The 17,482-nt window shown below is 70.6% G+C and carries 14 protein-coding genes; 12 read left to right on the forward strand and 2 right to left on the reverse strand.

The window, feature by feature from the left end; translation table 11 throughout:
- Positions 1 to 195 precede the first annotated feature (195 nt).
- Together AB0I98_RS37835 and gap are read left to right on the forward strand one after the other, a co-directional pair.
- The gene (locus AB0I98_RS37835; protein ID WP_362949827.1) at positions 196 to 1,152 is read left to right on the forward strand and encodes a helix-turn-helix domain-containing protein; all 957 of its coding nucleotides are present in this window, start codon (positions 196 to 198) and stop codon (positions 1,150 to 1,152) included.
- Positions 1,153 to 1,281: 129 nt separating this feature from the next.
- A complete protein-coding gene (gap, locus tag AB0I98_RS37840; protein ID WP_362949829.1) occupies positions 1,282 to 2,280 on the forward strand; it encodes a type I glyceraldehyde-3-phosphate dehydrogenase in 999 nt (332 codons plus the stop codon).
- A 13-nt stretch (positions 2,281 to 2,293) separates the two neighbouring features.
- Here gap and AB0I98_RS37845 read toward each other — a convergent pair whose 3' ends face one another.
- Entirely contained in the window at positions 2,294 to 3,007 is a 714-nt protein-coding gene (locus AB0I98_RS37845; protein ID WP_362949831.1) for an NAD(P)-binding oxidoreductase, read from the reverse strand.
- A 93-nt stretch (positions 3,008 to 3,100) separates the two neighbouring features.
- Between AB0I98_RS37845 and AB0I98_RS37850 the strand changes: the two genes are divergently transcribed.
- A complete protein-coding gene (locus tag AB0I98_RS37850) occupies positions 3,101 to 3,790 on the forward strand; it encodes a TetR/AcrR family transcriptional regulator C-terminal domain-containing protein (RefSeq protein WP_362949833.1) in 690 nt (229 codons plus the stop codon).
- Positions 3,791 to 3,819: 29 nt separating this feature from the next.
- Here AB0I98_RS37850 and AB0I98_RS37855 read toward each other — a convergent pair whose 3' ends face one another.
- A complete protein-coding gene (locus AB0I98_RS37855; protein WP_362949835.1) occupies positions 3,820 to 4,383 on the reverse strand; it encodes a DUF1062 domain-containing protein in 564 nt (187 codons plus the stop codon).
- A gap of 254 nt (positions 4,384 to 4,637) precedes the next feature.
- On the opposite strand from AB0I98_RS37855, the gene AB0I98_RS37860 reads away from it, so the two are divergent.
- From AB0I98_RS37860 to AB0I98_RS37900, 9 genes are read left to right on the forward strand one after another with little or no spacing between them, the layout of a single operon-like run.
- Positions 4,638 to 4,841, forward strand: a complete 204-nt coding sequence (locus AB0I98_RS37860) for a DUF2997 domain-containing protein (protein WP_362949837.1) — start codon at positions 4,638 to 4,640, stop codon at positions 4,839 to 4,841.
- Complete coding sequence (locus AB0I98_RS37865) at positions 4,829 to 5,428, forward strand: 4Fe-4S single cluster domain-containing protein (RefSeq protein WP_362949838.1); 600 nt, start codon at positions 4,829 to 4,831, stop codon at positions 5,426 to 5,428. The genes AB0I98_RS37860 and AB0I98_RS37865 overlap by 13 nt, the downstream gene beginning before the upstream one ends.
- Positions 5,429 to 6,976 carry an AAA family ATPase gene (locus tag AB0I98_RS37870; protein WP_362949840.1) on the forward strand — a complete coding sequence of 516 codons (1,548 nt, stop codon included), beginning with the start codon at positions 5,429 to 5,431 and terminating at the stop codon, positions 6,974 to 6,976. It abuts the gene before it with no gap.
- A gap of 5 nt (positions 6,977 to 6,981) precedes the next feature.
- Positions 6,982 to 8,835, forward strand: a complete 1,854-nt coding sequence (locus AB0I98_RS37875; protein ID WP_362949841.1) for a hypothetical protein — start codon at positions 6,982 to 6,984, stop codon at positions 8,833 to 8,835.
- Positions 8,832 to 11,093, forward strand: a complete 2,262-nt coding sequence (locus AB0I98_RS37880; RefSeq protein ID WP_362949843.1) for a hypothetical protein — start codon at positions 8,832 to 8,834, stop codon at positions 11,091 to 11,093. The genes AB0I98_RS37875 and AB0I98_RS37880 overlap by 4 nt, the downstream gene beginning before the upstream one ends.
- 5 nt (positions 11,094 to 11,098) lie before the next feature.
- Positions 11,099 to 13,420, forward strand: a complete 2,322-nt coding sequence (locus AB0I98_RS37885; RefSeq protein WP_362949844.1) for a hypothetical protein — start codon at positions 11,099 to 11,101, stop codon at positions 13,418 to 13,420.
- 5 nt (positions 13,421 to 13,425) lie between these two features.
- On the forward strand, positions 13,426 to 13,581 hold the full coding sequence (locus AB0I98_RS37890; protein WP_362949846.1) for a hypothetical protein: 156 nt from the start codon (positions 13,426 to 13,428) through the stop codon (positions 13,579 to 13,581).
- Positions 13,582 to 13,586: 5 nt separating this feature from the next.
- Positions 13,587 to 15,842 carry a hypothetical protein gene (locus AB0I98_RS37895; protein WP_362949848.1) on the forward strand — a complete coding sequence of 752 codons (2,256 nt, stop codon included), beginning with the start codon at positions 13,587 to 13,589 and terminating at the stop codon, positions 15,840 to 15,842.
- Complete coding sequence (locus AB0I98_RS37900; protein ID WP_362949849.1) at positions 15,839 to 17,449, forward strand: Hsp70 family protein; 1,611 nt, start codon at positions 15,839 to 15,841, stop codon at positions 17,447 to 17,449. The genes AB0I98_RS37895 and AB0I98_RS37900 overlap by 4 nt, the downstream gene beginning before the upstream one ends.
- The last annotated feature ends 33 nt before the right edge of the window (positions 17,450 to 17,482 follow it).

Here is a 17,482-nt window from a genome sequence, read left to right on the forward strand (position 1 = left end):
ACCTGCCCCCGCGGTGTGATGGACCTCGCCGCGGGCTGCTGAAAGTCGGCGGCGCGGCCGTCGGCGGCGGCGCGCCGGTGTACCTGCAGCCGGGTCCGCCGGGCTCGGCGCTGCCCCGGGCCCGGCGCACCGTCGGTGAGGGGCGCAGCATGCGGGTCGCGCCCCGGCTGCCTGCGCCTTCGTACCCTGTTGCCCGTGACGTCCTCCCGCCTGCATCGTGTCGCCGTTCTCGTGCTCGAGGGTGCGAAGCCGCTCGATGTCGGCATTCCCGCGCAGGTGTTCACGACCCGGGCGAGCATGCCGTACGAGGTGCGGGTGTGCGGCGCGGCGCCCGGTCTCGTGACGGGCGGCGACGGACTGTCGTACCACGTCGCCCATGGCCTCGACGCGCTGGCGTGGGCCGACATCGCCTTCGTCCCCGGCTACCGGTTCCCGGACCGCGACGACCCGCCGCGGGCCGTCGTCGACGCGCTGCTCGCCGCCCATGACGGAGGCACGCGGCTGGCCGCCATCTCGACGGGCGCCTTCGCGCTCGCGGCGACGGGCCTGCTCGACGGCAAGCGGGCCACGACGCACTGGCACTACACGCGGGCGCTCAAGGAGAGGCATCCGCTCGTCCAGGTCGACGAGAACGTCCTGTTCGTCGACGAGGGCAGCGTGCTGACCTCGGCCGGCGCGGCCTCGGGTATCGACCTGTGCCTGCACATCCTGCGCGGCGACCTCGGGGTGGCCGCGTCGAACCACGCGGCCCGGCGCCTGGTCGCGGCCCCCTATCGCAGCGGCGGCCAGGCGCAGTATGTGCCGCGCAGTGTGCCCGAGCCGCTCGGCGAGCGGTTCGCGGCCACCCGTGAGTGGGCACTGCACCGGCTCGACGAGCCCCTCAGCCTCGAAGCCCTCGCGCAGCACGCGGCGGTCTCACCGCGCACGTTCTCGCGGCGCTTCGTGGAGGACACCGGGTACACGCCGATGCAGTGGGTCATGCGCGCCCGGATCGACCTGGCCCGTGAACTGCTGGAGCGTTCGGAGCGGAGCGTCGAGCAGATCGCGGGTGATGTGGGTCTGGGCACGGGGGCGAATCTGCGGATGCACTTCCAGCGCATTCTCGGGACCACGCCCAGCGAGTACCGGCGCACGTTCACGCAGGGCGAGTAGCCGTCGTACGACGCTCAGCGCTCGGGCCCTGAGTCGCTTGGCGCGATCCTTGCGAACCTTGGCAGTCACGCCACGGCCACGGACGGGTCCCGCACGCGACGCTGGTGACGAAGGGAAGGGACACGATTCATGACGCGCATCGCCATCAACGGATTCGGCCGCATCGGACGCAATGTGCTGCGGGCCCTGCTGGAACGCGACAACGACCTCGACATCGTCGCCGTCAACGACCTCACCGAGCCGGCCGCCCTGGCCCGGCTGCTCGCCTACGACTCGACCGCCGGCCGGCTCGGCCGCCCGGTGACCGTGGACGGCGACGCCCTCGTCGTCGACGGCCGCCGCATCACGGTGCTCGCCGAGCGGGACCCGGCGCAGCTGCCCTGGGCCGAACTCGGCATCGACCTCGTGCTGGAGGCGACCGGCCGCTTCACCTCGGCGAAGGCCGCCGGCGCGCACCTCACCGCAGGTGCGAAGAAGGTCCTGGTCAGCGCGCCGTCGGACGGCGCCGACGTCACGCTGGCGTACGGGGTCAACACCGACGCCTACGACCCGGCCGTGCACACGATCGTCTCGAACGCCTCGTGCACGACCAACGCGCTCGCGCCGCTGGCCTCGGTCCTCGACCAACTCGCCGGCATCGAGCACGGCTTCATGACCACGGTGCACGCCTACACACAGGAGCAGAACCTCCAGGACGGTCCGCACCGCGACGCGCGCCGGGCCCGCGCCGCCGGCGTCAACATCGTGCCGACCACGACGGGCGCCGCCAAGGCGATCGGTCTGGTGCTGCCGAGCCTCGACGAAAAGCTGTCGGGCGACTCGATCCGAGTGCCGGTTCCCGTGGGCTCGCTCGTCGAACTCAACACGACCGTGGCGCGGGACGTGACACGCGACGACGTGCTGGCGGCGTACCGCGCGGCGGCGGAGGGGCCGCTCGCGGGCATCCTCGAGTACTCCGACGATCCGCTCGTCTCGTCCGACATCACGGGCAACCCCGCCTCGGCCATCTTCGACTCGGCCCTCACCCGCGTCGACGGCCGCCACATCAAGGTGGTCGCCTGGTACGACAACGAGTGGGGCTTCTCGAACCGAGTGATCGACACACTCGAACTGCTCGCCGCACGCTGACCAACTCGCCTGGCTAGGCGTGACTGTCGCCGCCCCCGGCGTGCGCGAGGGCGCTGGGGGTGCGGCAGCCGACGATGGCCGGGGCCTCGTGGACGAGCGTGTCGTCGGTGAGCGCTTCCACCATGAACAGGGCGAAGTCGATGCGGCGGGTCCGGTCGCTGGCCAGGACCGGGTCGCCCACATGCCGGCTCCACACGGGCAGGCCCTGGCTCTCGCCCTCCTCCAGGCTGCTGCCCCGCACCACGGTCCACCGGGTGTCGCTGGCGAACACCCGTCGGCACGCCTCCACTTGATCGTCGAGCTCGACGGCGCGGACCAGCTTGGCCAGCGCGGCGACGACCCGGAGGCCCAGGATGAACAGCCGCGAGTACTTGTCCTTGCCGTCACGCGTGATGTGCCAGCCGCAGGAGAAGACCAGACGTGCCCCCGGCCGGGCGTGGTCGAGCACCGCCTGCGCCGTCCCCGACGAGTACTGCCGTACGCCCCAGGGCACCAGCACCGTCAGCACCCCGTCGCATCCGGCGACCGCCCGCCGGATCACCTCGGGGTCGTTCGTGTCCCCGGGAACGACGGTCATCCGGCCCTCGAACGCGGCCAGTTTCGGCACACTGCGCTCCCGGCACACGCCGACCACTTCGTATCCGCGTTCCAGCGCGTGCCGGACCATGTACTGCCCGAGCTTCCCGGAAGCTCCGACGATGCAGACCTTCTTCATGCGATCCCCCATGGCGCAGCCCCTTCACCGGCATGCTGACCTTATGTTGTAAGGCACGCTAGCCTTATGCTGTAAGGCAGTCAAGGAGAGGGAAAGGGAGACCGCATGCCCGAGAGCGACAAGAGGGCCCGGCGCAGGGCTCCGGCGCGCACCCCGCTCAGTCGCGAGCGAGTGATTCGTACGGCGATGGCGGTGGCGGACGAGAAGGGCTCGGTCGCCGCACTCACCATGCGGGCCATCGCCGCATCGCTGGGCGTCGAGGCGATGTCGCTCTATCACCACGTGGCCGGCCGGGAGAACATCCTCGACGGCATGGTGGACGCGGTGTTCGGCGAGATCGACCTGCCGCCGCGCGACACGGACTGGAAGACCGCCATGCGCCACCGGGCGGACTCCGCCCGCGCCGCCCTCAAGCGCCATCCCTGGGCCGTCGGCCTGATGGACTCCCGCTCCCAGCCCGGCCCCGCGACCCTGCGCCACCATGACGCCGTCCTCGGCGCGTTGCGCGCGGGCGGCTTCTCCGTTCCGATGACCGCGCACGCCGTCTCACTGATCGACAGCTACCTGTACGGCTTCGTGCTCCAGGAGCTGAGCCTGCCGTTCAAAGGCGAGGCGGAGCTGGACGAGGTCGCGGGCGCCATCCTGCACGACCTCCCGGCCGACACCCACCCCCATCTCACCGAGCTGGCCACCGAGCACGTCCTCAAGCCCGGCTACGACTACGCCGACGAGTTCACCTTCGGCCTCACCCTCATCCTCGACGCCCTCCACCCGGACGAGACCGCGAGCGCGTAGCGGAGAGTTCCGCGCACTCAGTCAGCACCTCAAAGGGCAAGCTTGAGCGTGAAGGTGAAGTCGTCGGAGAGCTTGCCGCTCAGCCGGACCGCCGAGACGAGCTTCCCCTCCGTGATCAGTCTCTCGACCTCGGCCCGTGAAAGACCGCACCCTTCAGCGATCAGTCGCACCGGCCGGACCGGAATCCGCGCCGCGAAGCGGACCGACACATCGATCACCTCGCTCACCTCACCGTCCAGGTGATCCGGCCCGCCGGTGTCGAGGCGCCAGGCGCCCGCCCAGTCGAGGGCGATGCGATTGCGGCGCCGCACGACCGGATCCTGGAGCAACTCAGCTGCCAGGACAGGGTCGTTGTCATGCATCCGGTCCAGCAGTTCAGGCCGTACGGAGCGCACGTTGACCCGCTCCAGGACCGTGAGCTTGGCCGTGTCCCCGCAAGCGGTGCAGAGCACGAGGAGCCAGGCGTCGAGGAGTTTGTGGTGTGCGTTGACCCGGAATTTTCCGTCGGCCCGGAAGCGCTCGGACGCGCATGCGTGGCAACGGCGGAGAACGGTCGGCAGGCAGGTGGGCATGACCACCCAGCTCTTGAGCACAGAAGTACACCGGTTTCAGTGAGAAGTCCGCAGCAAAAAGGAGCGCGGCGCACTAGCGCGACGCGCGACAGATCAGCTCTCGGGAGGTCTCACAGGGTGTACAACGGCACGTCCTTGCCTGGGCGACTCGGTTCTGCCAGCACGCTAAGGGCGCGGGGCGGCGCTGATCCACAGGTTTTTCGACCGCCCGGGACCCGTCCCGAACTCCTCCCGGCACAGTGGCGGGGTCTTTTCCCCGGGCGAAGGGTGAGTTGATGGCGGAGGAGAGTGTCGAGGTCGTCATCGCGGCGGACGGGACCGTGGAGGTGCACGTCCAAGGGGTCTCCGGCACGCGGTGTCTGCAGGACACCGACGAGTTGGTCCAGTTGCTCGGCGGGTCGGTGGAGCATCAGATGCTCACCGAGGAGGCCTATCAGCAGGACGCGGCCGAGGAGCAGGACCGCCTGTGGCAGGGGTGAGCGGCCTGGACACGCCGTGGCGGCTGCATGCCGTGGTGCCCCGAAGTGCCGCAAACGGGCCGGGAGTTCGGTACGTCGTCTGGAGTCAGGGGTGCGCCCTGGGCTGCCCAGGCTGCTTCAACCCCGAGACGCACAGCGGGACGGGCGCCAGCCTGGTGCGGACTGCTGGTGAGGTCGCCGAGGAGGCGCTCGCCGGCGCGCGGCACATCGAGGGCGTCACACTCACCGGCGGTGAGCCGCTGGAGCAGCCCGCCGCGGTGGCCGCGTTCTGCGCCGAACTGCGGGCCCGCAGCGGCCTGTCGGTGATCGTGCTGACCGGGTTCACCCGCGCCGAGATCGAGGCGGACCCGGCCCGCTCGGCGGCCGTCGCCGACGCCGATCTGGTGATCGCCGGACGGTACAACGCGCGGCTGCGGCTGGCCCGGGGCCTGCGTGGCTCGTCGAACAAGGAGTACTGGATGCGCACCGGGCGCTACACGGCGGACGACCTGGCCGCCGTACCGGAGTTGGAGATCACCGTCGGGGACGACGGGACGGTGACGTTCACCGGCATGGTCGCGCCGGTCGCCGCGGGAGGGGAGTTCTGAGTGGGCACCGTGGGCATCCAAGACGAGATCCGGCTGTATCTGCGCGCGCGGGTGGCGCTGATCGTGCTCGTCACGGTCGAGGAGCAGCGGGCGCTGGACGTGCTGGACCAGGTACGGCGGGACCGGGATCCGTCCTCCGACCTCGTCACCTGGGACATCGCCGACGGCCTGGAGTCGGCGTCGGGCCGGCAGCTGCCCAAGGCGGCCACCCCGCCGGACGCGCTGACCAAGATCAAGGAGCTGGCGCAGAAGGAGCCGCGCCGCCGCGACCTGTACGTCCTCAAGGACTTCCACGCCTTCTGGGAACGCGACCCCGCGGTACGCCGGCGCCTGCGCAACCTCGCCCACAAGCTCGTGTTCACCGGCTCCTCGCTGATCGTGACCACGCCGGTGCGCGACATCCCGGTGGAACTGGGCGACGACGCGGTGGTGGTGGAGATGCCGCTGCCCGAGGCCGATGCGCTGCGCCGCGAGCTCGACCAGCTCATCGACAGCACCAAGGGGGTGAAATCCACGCTCACCCCGGCGGGCCGGAGCCGCCTGGCCCAGGCCGCGCTGGGCCTGACCGCCGCCCAGGCGCGACGGGCCTTCGCCAAGGCCATCGTGCGCGACGAGGTGCTCGACGACCGCGACATCGAGGCGGTGCTGGCCGAGAAGAAGGCCGTCATCCGGGAGAACGAGGCCCTGGAGTTCTACAGCGCCGAGGAGAGCCCCGACGACCTCGGCGGCCTGGATGTGCTCAAGGAGTGGCTGCGGCTGCGCGAGCGCGCCTTCGGCGACGCCGCCCGCGAGTTCCGCCTTCCGGCACCCAAGGGCATCGCGCTCATCGGCATCCCCGGCACCGGCAAGAGCCTCACCGCGAAGATGATCGGCGGGCTGTGGCGGCTGCCGCTGCTGCGCCTCGACGTGGGCGCGCTGTTCGGTTCGCTGGTGGGTGAGTCGGAGGAGCGGGTCCGCAGGGCGCTGCGGCTGGCGGAGACCGTGTCGCCGTGCGTGCTGTGGATCGACGAGGTGGAGAAGGCGCTGTCGTCCGGGGGCCACGACGGCGGCACCTCGCAGCGGGTCTTCGGCACGGTCCTGACCTGGATGCAGGAGAAGACGGCACCGGTGTTCGTGGTCGCCACCGCCAACGACGTCAGCGCCCTGCCGCCGGAGACCCTGCGGCGCGGCCGGTTCGACGAGGTGTTCTTCCTCGACCTGCCCACCGAGGAGGAACGCCGCGAGATCATCACGGTCCACCTGCGTAAACGCGGCCGTAAGCCGGAGATGTTCGACGTCTACCAACTGGCCCTGGCCTGCGACGGGTTCGTCGGCGCCGAGCTGGAACAGGTCGTCGTCGACGCGATGTACGCGGCGTTCGCCGAGGAACGCGACATCACCACCGACGACATCGCCCGCGCCGCCGACCGCACCGTCCCGCTGAGCAAGTCCCAGCGCGAGGTCATCGAGGACCTGCGCGCCTGGCTGCGCGAAGGCCGCGCCCAGTCGGCCTCCTTCGCCGAGGCGGACCGGGCGGCGGAACACCAGGTACCGGTACTGGAGGTGTAGGCGGCGTGGGACGGCTCACCGGTGAGGCCGCGCGGCAGCTCGTACGGCGGGCCGACGGCCGGCGCGCGAACGGATCCCGGGGGCCGCGGGCGCGGTGGGCGTGGCGGCGGCTGGTGCTCCGGTGTGCCTCGGGCGACCCGGCCGCGCAGGACGCCGTACGCGCCATCGCCGGGAAGCTGCCCGGCCCGGATGTCCTGGACCTGCTCGCGGCGGCCCCGGCGGAGCCCGCCGACCGGGCGGCGTATCTGACACTGATCGGGCAGGGCGCCCAGCGGCAGGCCCTCGATCCCGACGGGTCGTTCCTGGCGCTGGCCTATCGCGCGGCGGCTCCCGAGGTCCGTGAGCGGCTGCGTACGGTCATGGCCGCCGAGGGCGACGCCGATGTGATCCGGGTGGTGGTCAGCGGGGATCAGCGCGACCGGATCGCCGAGATGTCGGACGGTGAACTGGACTACCTGGGGCATCAGTTGGCCGAGCACCGGCGGTGGGACGAACTGCGTCGCCTCATCCGCGACCTGCCCGTGACCAAGGCGGTGGCCGCGGCTCAGCTGCTGCCCGTAGAGGAGTATCCGGAAAACGACGCCGCACTGTTGTCGATGCTCGCCGAGCAGTCCGCCCGGCAACTCCTGGCCACCGTCGAACGGTTGCCGGCCACCCGTCTCATCACGCACGTCACCCGTGGAAGCTATCTGGGGGCTTCGCTCTCCCCGGACCTGTCCGAAGTGGCCCTGAGATATGGGATCTGGAAGCGGGGGCAGCACAACGAGATCCATGTGGAGACACTGCGGATCGGCACGGGTGAGACGACCCATCGTTTCCGCGGAGACCCGCTGAGGGATGTGGACTCCGGAAACTCGATTCTCCACCTCGGCGACGAGATCCTCATCAGGCTGGAGGAGGACCACCGCACCCAGATCGTCCGGGTTGCCCCCGATCTCAGGGCCCTCGGCCCGCCCTCCGCGCTGTCCGACATGCGGAGGTCGAGCGGCGGGGCGGTGCTCTGCTATCCCGCGGGACTGGCCTTCGTGGACCCAGGCGCACACTCCTTGAGACGTCTGGAGATCACCCGGTTCAAGAACAGAGCCGACTCATTGACCGGGGCCTCCGTCGATGACGCCTCCTGCACTCTCACGACACTTCCCGAAGCCCGGCTTGTCGCGGTTTACCGCACGGAGCGGATCACTGTGTTGGACGAGGACGGAATCGTGCTCCATGAGACAAAGAGGAACGCTGGGCGCGGGTTCAGCCCCGCGCTGTCCTTTCTCTCACCGAATTCGCTCGTGCTGCACATCAAGGAGTACTTCCCACCCAAAGATCTCACCGAAATATGGAAGTTCCCGTCGAAACACGCCTCGCGCCGTGCCGACTGGCACAGGGGAGCGATTCCGGACCGCTGGCCCTATGAGGAATGGCAGGGAAAGCGACTCGATGATTCTTTCGTCACACGCATCTACAACAACGCCGACGCAGGTATGGTCGACCCCCTCGCGCCGTGGATCCAGCGCGGCTCCGAGGTCCCGTCGCCGGTCGTGACACTCCTGGGCAGGTCACCCGGGGGAGACATGTACTTCACCGAGGCGCTGACCCCAGGCCCCCAGCGCCTGGAGGTACACAGCCCTCACCTGCCCGACGCGCGCTCCCTGTTGGAACAGCCGCTGCTGCACAGCACTCCGGCGGACCTGCGACGCGTACTGGAACTCCGCCCGAAGATCGGCGACCTCGCGGTACGGGAAGCGCTCGATCTGCTCGCGGCCGTTTTGAGCGAGCGCTTCGGTGGGGACATCGCGCTGGGCACCGGGTCGGCCCCTGCGGGCGGGCCGCAGGACATCGCCCTGGGCGAGGGGAGGGCGGGGCGATGACCATGCGTCCGCGCGTCGCCGCACTGCTGCTGCGGCTTCCCGTGCAAGGGGAGCGGCTGGACCGGGCCCTGTCCACCGTGGTGCGCGCGGCGGACGCCGGTGAGCCCGTGGCCTCGCGGGGCCTCGCGCGGGCCGTCGCCTCCCAGGGGCACGAAGCGGTGTGGCGGGTGTGGCTGGAACCGTCGATCTCCGCAGGCCGTGCACGGCGGTGGGCTTCCCCCGTGCTCGACGAACTGGCGGCCGACGCGTCGACCGTCCCCGACTGGGTCGTCGACGTCGCCTGGGACAACTGGCTGGAGGAGCACGACAGCGAGCTGTGGTCCCTGCTGAAGCGGTGGAACCGCCCCACCACGGTCGACGCCGCATTCCCCGCGCACGGGCTCAGCCGACTGGCACTCGGCGACACGTACGCGTCCCTGCACCCGGGTGTGCTCGCCGCCACCGCGGCCCGCTTCGATCATCCTCTCGGCGAGCAGGCCCGAGACCAACTGCTGGCACTGGGCGTCGGCGTGGCCGTCGACCGGTACTGCGAGGCGGCCGTCGACTCGCCGGACATGCGGGAGTTCTGCGTCACGCACGGACTCGCCCCGTCCGATGAGGTCAAGCGGGCCGTGTTCTTCGTACGTACCGCGCAGCAGGATCAGTACGAGGCACTGGACCCGGACGGGGCACTGCTCGCCCTCGGCTACCGCAGCGTGCCGAAGAAGGACCGGGCGGCGCTGCGGGCAGCCATGGCCGACCTCAACGGCATCGACACACTGCGGGTCCTGGCTGGACAGGGGTCCGAGGAGCACCACTTCGTCTCTCTCGCCAAGAAGGAACGGACCTACCTGGTCCAACAGTTGACGGGCCGGGGCGACTGGGCGCGGCTGTGGCGGCTCGTCCCACTGATGCCGCTGGCGGAGGCCGTCGGCACGGTACGCCGGTTCGGGGCGTGGCGGCCGGCCGCCGCGGACGCCCGCGAGTTGTTCGAGGCGCTGCGCGCGGCGGATCCGCTGGTGGTCGCCGACGGCCTGAGTGCGGTCGCCGTCATGCCGTCGCGCATCGAGCCGGTCTCCCTGACCCTCCCCGACGGCTTCGGCGCGTTCGCCGTACATGACCTGGACTTCTCGCCGGACGGGCAGCAACTCGCCTACATCGGGAGCCGGCAGAGCGACCGCGGCTTCGCCGGCGTGATGGACCTGCGCCGCCGGCGCTCGCTGGTCCACCGCTCGTTCGAGTTTCGCCTGTCCCACGTGGCACATCTGGGACAGGAAACGATCGTCGTGGCCAGCGCCCACACGCATTCCGTCAGCAATGCGTTCGCGAAGAAGATCTTCCTGGTCGACCACCTCGGTGCGCGGCCCCTCCCCTTCGAGATCGGCCAGGTCTCGGCACTGGAGCGCGTCGCGGGCAGGCGCGCGTTCCTTCTGGTGGCAGAGCGGGGGAAGGCAACCTCGGATTCCCGGCTCGAGGTCTTCCTCGGTGCGGCCGACGACTCGCCGGCCCAGCTGCTCACCCTGCGCGGGCGGAACCTCTACCCTCCGCGCACGGCCGTGTCCCCCGACGGACGGCTGGCGGTGGTGACCGGCAGGCGGGACATCCTGGCGACAGACCTCCGTGACGGTACCGTCCACCAGATTCACCGCGATCCCGTGGACGAAGGGCTCAACCAGCCGCACACGGCGCTGTCGTCCTCCACTCTGGTCCGCATCGCGCGCTCCGGCGCTCTGCAGGTGTGGCACGCCCCTTTCACGTCCACGCGCACACCGCTCACCGCGCCTGTCTGGCCGGAATGGGACCTTCCGACCGCCATCGCCTGGTCGCCGGCCCTGCACCGGTTCGTGACGGTCAGGGACACGTACCTGGAGATCCTCGACGTGCCGCCGACCCGCGGCTTCCCGCTGTCCGGCGAGGTCGTCATCCATCAGCTCACCGAACTCGCTCACGCCCGGCGCGAGCGGCGCCTCGTACGGCTGTCGCCCCGGGGCGACGTCCTCGCCGTCGCGGGCAACAGCCCGATCGTCAACCTCTATGACCTCTCCCCGCAGAAATCGGCCCTCACCCGGCCCATGGGGTCCATGAAGGCCGAGGACTTGGCGGAGGCGAGCAGCTTGCTGCGGAAGCACGATCTCGGCCCCACGGCCCGGCGCGCACTGGTGCTGCTGTCGGCCTGCCTGAAACACCGGTTCCGGCACGACATCGGGATCGGTGACGCGGCGCGAACGGCGCTCGTGGCCGACCACGAGATCACCCTCGGCCGAGACGGCACGGAGTGAGGCCCATGCGGATACGGATCGCGGCCCTGATGCTGTGGCTGCCTCTCGGGAGGAACTCTCGCCGGCGCCACAGGGCGCTGGAGGCCGTGCTGCGCGCTGCCGACTCCGGTGAGCCCATGGCTCTGCGGGCTGCCGCGGGCGCGATCAAGTCCCTCGGCCCCGAGACCGTGTGGGAGACCTGGCTGGACCGGGCGGTGTCCGGGACACCTCCGCAGCGTTGGACGTCCCCGCTCGTGACGGAACTGGCGAGCGGTTCGACGACCGTGCCCGACGTACTCGTGGACGTCGCCTGGAACGACTGGCTCTACGAGCACCAGCCCGAGTTGTGGTCCTTGCTCAGGGGTTGGAATCGCGCGGCGACGATGTCCTACCCGGAGCTGCGTTTCCTCAGCCGTCTGGCGCTCGGCGACGACGGAGAGACCAGCGGCCATGAGACCGTCGACGCCCGGTCCCTCGCCCATGCCGCCGTCCGCTTCGACCACCCCATCGGTGAACGGGCCCGCGCGAAACTGCTGACCTGCGACGATTCGCGGGCGGTCGATCTGTTCTGCGCGACAGCCGTGCAGGCGGATGCGCCGCACGCGGTCGCGTTCTGCATGACCCATCACCTCGCCCCCGCCGCCGCCGCGGAACGCGCCGCGTTCTTCCTGCGCACCGGGCAGCACGAGCAGTACCGGGCACTGGACCCCGACGGAGCGCTTCTGGCCGCCCATTACCGGGACGCGCCGACCGAGGAGCGCTCGGCACTGCGCGAGGCCATGACCCGGCTCGGCGGCATCGACATACTTCGCGTGCTCGCCGGACAACGCCATCGGGACACGGACATCACTTCCCTCAACCACAAGGAACGCGCCTATCTGGTAGGGCAGTTCACCCGGCAGCGCGACTGGGACCAACTGTGGCCGTTCACTGTGCTGCTCCCGCTCGCCGACGCCGTCCGAGTGGTCCACGCGTTCGGCGACTGGCGGCCGTCCGGCGAGGACGACCGCCGTCTGTTCGAGACGCTGCTCGCCGCGGGACCGGTGACCCAGCAGGTGAAGGCCCTTTCCACCAAGTCGCCGGCCTGGGACACCCCGCACACCCGGATCGCGCTCCGCGACCTGGACGAACGGGCCACCGACGTCGTCGACCTCGACTTCGCGCCGGACGGCCGCGGGCTCGCTTTCGCCAGTCCCGGCAAGTGCGCCGGGATCGTCGATCTCGACAGCAACACCCTGTTCCGGCTGTATCACTTCACGGGTTCCCCCACGCGGATCGCGCAGTTGGGGCCCGACGCCGTCGTCGTCGCGGAGTCCGGACCCGACCGGGGCAAGCCGCGGTCCGGCCCCACCCGGCTCCACTACTGCGACAGCCAGGGCCGGCAGACGCTCTCCTTCGGGGCCACCCGTGTCGGCCACGTCGGTCAACTGCGGCGCACCGCCGGTGACCGGTGCTTCATCGTGCTGTCCGCGCAGGACTCTGCCGGGGACGGCGAATGGACGCTGTTCACCGGGGAAGCCGACGGCCCACTCGTCGACACCGGCATGCTCAGCGGTCGGAACCACCACCTGGGGCTCACGGCCACCCTGGACCCCGAGGGCGGGATCGTCGCCGTGCTCGACCAGCGGACCGCCCTGGTCGCCGATCTCGCCGACCTCACGGCGGCGGCAACCCTCCGCAACAGCACAGCCGCGGCCGGGGACGGCATGCCGCACGCCGCCATGTCGCCGTCCCTTCTTGTCCGAGGAAATGACCAGGGCCGCGTGCAGGTGTGGCGCGAACCGCTCACCTCCAGGAAGGCACCGGTGTCGAAGCGCCTGTGGCAGCACCAGCACCAGGAGGACAGAAGGCTGATCGGCCTGTCCTGGTCGCCCGCGCTGGAGCGGCTTCTGGCGCTCAGCCGGCGGGGGCCGGCCATCGCGCTGCACCTGCCGCGCTTCGCGGTCCTTGGCACTCCGCCATCCGACGACGGGCCGGTCCCCGGCACACGTGTGCCGAAGCCGATCCCGCTCGGCCGTGCCGTGCCCGGGGCCCGCCCGTTCATGCGGCTGTCGCCCCAGGGCGATGTCCTCGCCGTGGGCGGCGTCCTGCCGGGTCACGTCGATCTCTACGCGCTGTCCCTCCTCACCGTCCGTCCGTTCATCGGCAAGCCGATGGGACTGATGCGGCCCAGGGATCTGACGGCGGTGGTCACGGTGCTGGAGAACCCAGTGCTCGACGAGGAGTCCCGGACGACGCTCACACTGCTGCGGACCTGCCTGGAGCACCGGTTCCGCCACGACGTCTGGCTCGGGGACACGCACGGCACGGCGGTCGCCGGCGCCTACGACATCGAGCTGGGCGGGTGAGCGGCATGGCGAAGACGCTCACCGCTCCCCACGCCGCCCGGCTGACCGAACTCGCCGCGCGCCGACGGGGCGACGGCTCCGCGCAATGCGGGCCCGGCGTGTGCGCGCTCGAGGATCGCTTCGGCGCGGACATCGCGCTCGGCGCTGACAGGACGGAGTGAGGCCGATGCGAGTACGAATCGCCGTTCTGGTGCTGCGCCTGCGGGCCGCCGCAGACTCCCGGCTGGGCCGCTGGGCTCTCGGTGCCGTGTTGCGCGCCGCGGATTCCGGCGTGCCCCGGGCCCTGCGCGCCGTCGCCCACTCCATGGAAACCCACGGCCAGGAGGCGGTGTTCGGGGCGTGGCTGATGCCGTCGGTGTCCAGGGCGTCCCCGGGGCGATGGGCCTCCCCTCTCGTGGCGGGACTCCCCCAGGGCCCAACACCCGTACCCGCCATGCTCGTTGATGCCGCATGGCAGGACTGGCTCGATCAGGACGATGCCGAGCTGTGGTCACTACTGAAGCGCTGGGGCCCCGCCCCAACGACCTCCGAGCTCCAAGTGCGCTTCCTCAGCCGCCTGGCGCTCGGCGACGACGGCGTGCCCCTGGAAGAGCGCACGCTCATCGATGCCGCCCTCCGCTTCGACCACCCCATCGGCGAACGTGCCCGGGCCTGGTTGCTCGCGCAGAGCGCCCCCGAGACCATCGACCTGTTCTGCGAGGCGGCGCTGGACTCCCCCAGGGCGGCGACCTTCTGCGCCGAGCACCATCTCGCGCCCGCCGATCAGGTCCAGCGCGCCATCTTCTTCGTACGCACCAGGCAGTTGGAGCAGTATCGGGCGCTGGATCCCGACGGCTCTCTTCTGACGCTCGGCTACCGGGGCGCCTCCGACGAGGAGCGCTCGGTTCTGCGGGTCGAGATGAGCGGACTCGGCATCCTGGATGTGGTGCGCGTGCTGGCGGGACAGAGTTCTCAGGAGGAGGACTTCGCCTCCCTCTCCGAGCATGAACGTGCCTATGTGGCAGAGCAGTTGGCGGATCGGCGTGACTGGGACCGCCTATGGTCCCTCACGCTGCTGATGTCGCTGCACGAAGCGGTGCAGACGGCCGACGAGTTCGGTGACTGGCGTCCGAGGGGTGAGGACGATCGCCGCGTCTTCGAAGCACTGCGTGCCGCGGACTCGATTGCCGTGGCCCGGTTCGTGGAAGGCCTGGCCGGCGCAGGTCCGTTCAGCTCCCTCCCCCGCACCCGAATCTGGCCGACCGACACCGACGAGCAGCCGATCGCGGTTCAGGCTCTCGACTTCGCACCGGACGGCATACAACTCGCGTTCGCCGGACGAGGACCGAGGCATTGTGCCGGGATCGTGGATCTCGCCAGTCTGACGCTGGTGTGGCTGGAAGACCACCTCCCGCATCCGGCGCAGCGAATCGCACATCTGGGCTCAGACGCAATGATCGTCGTGGCGGGCAAGCAGATCCACTACGCCGACGAGAACGGCACGCTGGCGCTCTACACCCAGCCCGGCGATGTGCGCGACGTGGAGCGCATCGCCGGGGACCGCGCCTTCATCGTGACCGCGAGAAACCCCGAAGTGCCGGCCGCGTGGACGGTGTTCACCGGCCGCTCCGGCGGGAACCTCACCGACAGCGGCATGCTGCGCCAGCAGGGACGTATCACTCCGAGGACCCCCGTAGTGGATGCGGAGGGGCGGCTGATCGCCGTGGTCGACGACCCCGGCAACATCGTGGTCGCCGACCTCGCCGACTCTGCTGTGAACAAGCTCAGTGGCCCCGAAATCCTCAGACATAACGCGAACTCGGCCGCGCTCTCGCCTTCCGCTCTTCTCTGCGGCACCCACTCCGGCGGGCTGCATGTGTGGCACGAACCTCTCACGACCTCACAGACGCCGGTCACGACCCATCCCTGGACGTACGGGACATCCCCGATCCACCTCGCCTGGTCCCCCGCACTGGACCGGTTCCTCGCCGTCACGGGAACTCATCTCGAACTCCTCGACGTGCCGCCGACGCGTGACACGCCCCCGCCCGAAGACCCCGTGCCCGAGCAGATCCCCCTCCTCGCCGACCAGTCTCGTGCCAGGGCGAGTTGCGCACGGGTGTCACCGGCTGGAGACCTACTGGCGGTGGCGGGCCTGGAAGAAGGCGCCGTCGACATCTATGTCCTGACCGCCCTCGCTCTTCGTCCATTGATCGCCAAGCCCATGGGCGTGATGGGCCACGGAGAGCTGACGAAAGTGATCACGGTGATGGAGCACCCGGTCCTGGACGAATCGTCCCGCCAGGCCCTGGGGTTGCTGCGGATGTGCCTGGAACACCGCTTCCGGCACGATGTCGGGCTCGGCGGGGCAACCCGGTCGGTGGCGCCGGGCGACTACGAGATCGAACTGGGCGAGCATCCGGAACGTGAGGGAGACGTATGACCACCCGTATCGGCATCGACTTCGGCACCGCCAACACCGTCGTCGCGGGCTGGGACCCCGAGGCGGGCCGCGGCGTCCCCATCCCGCTGCCAGGCGTCGACATGCTGCGCGAGGCCGGCCCCGGCCCCACCCAGCGGGTGGTGCCCTCTCTGATCGCCTACGCGCACGACGGAACCACCCGCCGCCTCGGCATCCAGGTCACCCCCGAGATGGACGACGACCCCGGCTTCACCGTCTTCGCGTCCACCAAGAGCAACGTTTCCGGACACGCCTACGACGCGGCCCGCCCGGTCGGCGACCGCAAGGTCACCGGCCGGGAGGCGGCCACCCAGTTCCTCAGCGACATCATGGCGCTGGCCCTGCTCACCATCGAGGACGACGACCTGGAGATCGTCGCCACCGCACCCGTGGAGTCCTTCGACGGCTACCGCGACTGGCTGGTGCGCGAGGTCCGCGAGGGCCTTCCCACCGCCCGGCTCCGCATCGTCGACGAGGCCACCGCGGCCGCCGTCGGCTACAGCGCCCGGCTCAACCCCGGCGACGCGTTCGCCGTGATCGACTTCGGGGCCGGCACCCTCGATGTCTCCGTCGTCCGGGTGCAGGAGCCCGACGAGGCGGGCTCCGGCGCGGGGGTGCGCACGATCGCGAAGCGGGGCCTGGACCTGGGCGGCAACACCATCGACGCGTTCCTCGCCGAACACGCCCTCGGCCAACTCGCCCTGCCGCATGGTGACCAGATCGGCCGCAACCAGGTCTTCCGCCGCCTGCTGGCCTCCGCCGAGCGGGCCAAACGCGAACTGGCCACCGCCGAGCAGGCCGTCATCCGCGCCGCCGACGCCCGCAGCGACCGTGTGCATCAAGTCACGGTCACCCGCGGCGAGTTCGACGCCCTCCTGCGCGACAAAGGCGTGCTGCGCCGGATCAACCAGGCCCTGCGCTCCTGCCTGGACGCCGCGACCGGGCGCGGCTTCGGCACCGACGACATCCGGGGCGTCTTCCTCGTCGGCGGCAGCTGCCTCATCCCCGCCGTGCAGGACGTCGTCCACCTGCACTTCGACCCCGAAGTGGTGCGCCTGGACCGGCCCTTGGAGGCGGTGGCCGCCGGGGCGGCAGGCATCGCGGGCGGCAGCGAGTTGTTCGACCACATCCAGCACGACTACGCCATCCGGCATGTCGACCACGACACCGGCGCCTACGAGTTCGAGACCCTGGTGGAAGCCGGCACCGCCTATCCCACCGAGGAACCGGTCAAGACTCTCACCGTCAGGGCGGTGCACGATCGGCAGCGCCGACTCGGCCTGGCCGTCTACGAACTCGCCCACGCCACCTACCGCGACGCCAGCGCCGAGCTGGAGATCTCCTTCGACGCCGGCGGTGGCGCCCGTACCGTCACCGTCACCCCGCAGCAGCGCCAGCAGCGGTCCATGCTCTGGCTCAACGAGGACAGCCCCACCTTCCTGGAAGCCGATCCCCCGGCCACGGCCGGAGAGGACCGCTTCCGCCTCGAGTTCCGCATCGACGCCCACAAGCGCCTCACCGTCACCGCCTACGACCTGCGCCGTCAGACCCTGGTCCTGGACAGACAGCCGGTCGTCCGCCTGGCGTGAGCACCCGGCTGCGCCGCCCCTCCCGTCTCCGAC

Origin of the sequence: Streptomyces sp. NPDC050211, from assembly GCF_040656035.1 — a bacterium.
Taxonomy (GTDB): domain Bacteria; phylum Actinomycetota; class Actinomycetes; order Streptomycetales; family Streptomycetaceae; genus Streptomyces.

What these genes read in the sequence shown, in the direction of transcription:
- AB0I98_RS37860 (WP_362949837.1), top strand. Translation starts at nt 4,638, where the DNA reads ATGGCGGAGGAGAGTGTCGAGGTCGTCATCGCGGCGGACGGGACCGTG.
- AB0I98_RS37900 (WP_362949849.1), top strand. Translation starts at nt 15,839, where the DNA reads ATGACCACCCGTATCGGCATCGACTTCGGCACCGCCAACACCGTCGTC.
- AB0I98_RS37850 (WP_362949833.1), top strand. Translation starts at nt 3,101, where the DNA reads ATGCCCGAGAGCGACAAGAGGGCCCGGCGCAGGGCTCCGGCGCGCACC.
- gap (WP_362949829.1), top strand. Translation starts at nt 1,282, where the DNA reads ATGACGCGCATCGCCATCAACGGATTCGGCCGCATCGGACGCAATGTG.
- AB0I98_RS37895 (WP_362949848.1), top strand. Translation starts at nt 13,587, where the DNA reads ATGCGAGTACGAATCGCCGTTCTGGTGCTGCGCCTGCGGGCCGCCGCA.
- AB0I98_RS37845 (WP_362949831.1), bottom strand. Translation starts at nt 3,007, where the DNA reads ATGGGGGATCGCATGAAGAAGGTCTGCATCGTCGGAGCTTCCGGGAAG.
- AB0I98_RS37880 (WP_362949843.1), top strand. Translation starts at nt 8,832, where the DNA reads ATGACCATGCGTCCGCGCGTCGCCGCACTGCTGCTGCGGCTTCCCGTG.
- AB0I98_RS37885 (WP_362949844.1), top strand. Translation starts at nt 11,099, where the DNA reads ATGCGGATACGGATCGCGGCCCTGATGCTGTGGCTGCCTCTCGGGAGG.
- AB0I98_RS37890 (WP_362949846.1), top strand. Translation starts at nt 13,426, where the DNA reads ATGGCGAAGACGCTCACCGCTCCCCACGCCGCCCGGCTGACCGAACTC.